Source organism: Natrinema soli, from assembly GCF_028618695.1.
On record NZ_JAQIVI010000534.1, the window covers coordinates 1 to 1,223 of the forward strand.

General features: G+C 69.7%; 2 protein-coding genes. Both read left to right on the forward strand.

Annotated elements, in window-relative coordinates; all coding sequences use genetic code 11:
* Positions 1 to 646: Gfo/Idh/MocA family protein (locus PGX04_RS25955; protein ID WP_273741135.1), on the forward strand; the 646-nt coding region annotated here is incomplete at its 5' end.
* The coding region (locus PGX04_RS25960; RefSeq protein ID WP_273741136.1) for a DUF362 domain-containing protein at positions 643 to 1,223 on the forward strand (581 nt) is incomplete at its 3' end. The genes PGX04_RS25955 and PGX04_RS25960, both read left to right, overlap by 4 nt.

Genomic DNA, 1,223 nt, shown 5'->3' on the forward strand with positions numbered 1-1,223 from the left:
CTCGATCACCCGGCTCAACGACGGTCCGCTCGGCCGACCACCGGTCGAGAACGCGCCGCCGTCGTGGCCGCTCGACTCCGACGCGGTCGGCGGGGGCTCCCTGCTCGAGCTCGGCGTCCACTGCTTCGACGTCCTCGAGTGGCTGTTCGGCGATATCCGAGTCCGGGACGCCTCGATGGGGCAGACGCTCGAGATCGACGTCGAGGACGCCGCGACCGTCCTCATGGAAGCGCCGGAGACGGGAACGACGATCTCGCTCCACTGTGGCTCCTACCAGTGGGAACAGCTGCCGGAGGTCAACACCCGGCTGCGTCTCGAGGGCGTGACGGGGACGATCAGCAATCGGGACTACCTCCCCCGAAACTTCTACGCCGGCGCGGCCAGATCCGCCCTCTCGAACGTCGCCAGTCGACTCACGCGCGACGAGCCGGACGTCTTCGGCCCGTCGTTCTACCTGCAGGCCCACTACGACGCCCTGGCGGACTTCTGTGACGCGATCCGCGAGGGCGAGCAGCCACCGGTCGACGGGGCCGACGGTCGCCGCACGCTCGAACTCGCCGAACGGGCATACGAGCTGGCAGCTGCGGAGACCGACGACGCCAGCGACGACGTCGACGGACTCGAGACGCCCGAGGTGACGCTATGAGCGCGACGGGTGAGACGACGAACGAGGAACCGGTCCGCGCAGCCCCCGTCGACGCCACCGAACGCCGCGGCGGGTGGGATCCCGATATCGACGCCCGCATGGCGGCGCTCGAGTCGCCCGTCCGCGACGTGCTCGAGTACTCGCTCGAGACGCTCGCCGAGGCCGACCGGATTACGCTCGTCCCTGACGCGCACTACCCCTTCCACCCGTCGTCGGGAATGGTCACCGATCCCGCAGTGATCGGATCGATCGTCGCCCGCCTCCAGCGGCGGACTGACGCCGATATCGCCGTCGCCGGCGCGAGCGACGAGCGGATCTCCGTTGATCGAACCGCCGAGTATCTCGGCTACGCGACCCTGCTCGAGCGCTTCGACGCCGAATTCGTCGATCTGGCGAACGAGCCCCGGACCGACGACATCCGTGCCGTCGACGGAACGCCGATGGCGCTCTCGGTGCCCGAGCGGCTCGCCGAGAGTACCGTGATCGTCGTCCCGTCGCTACGACCGACCGAGGACGGACCGGTCGCCGGCGCGATGCGAACGCTCGCCACGCTCGTCGACTCGACCGCGGATCCCGA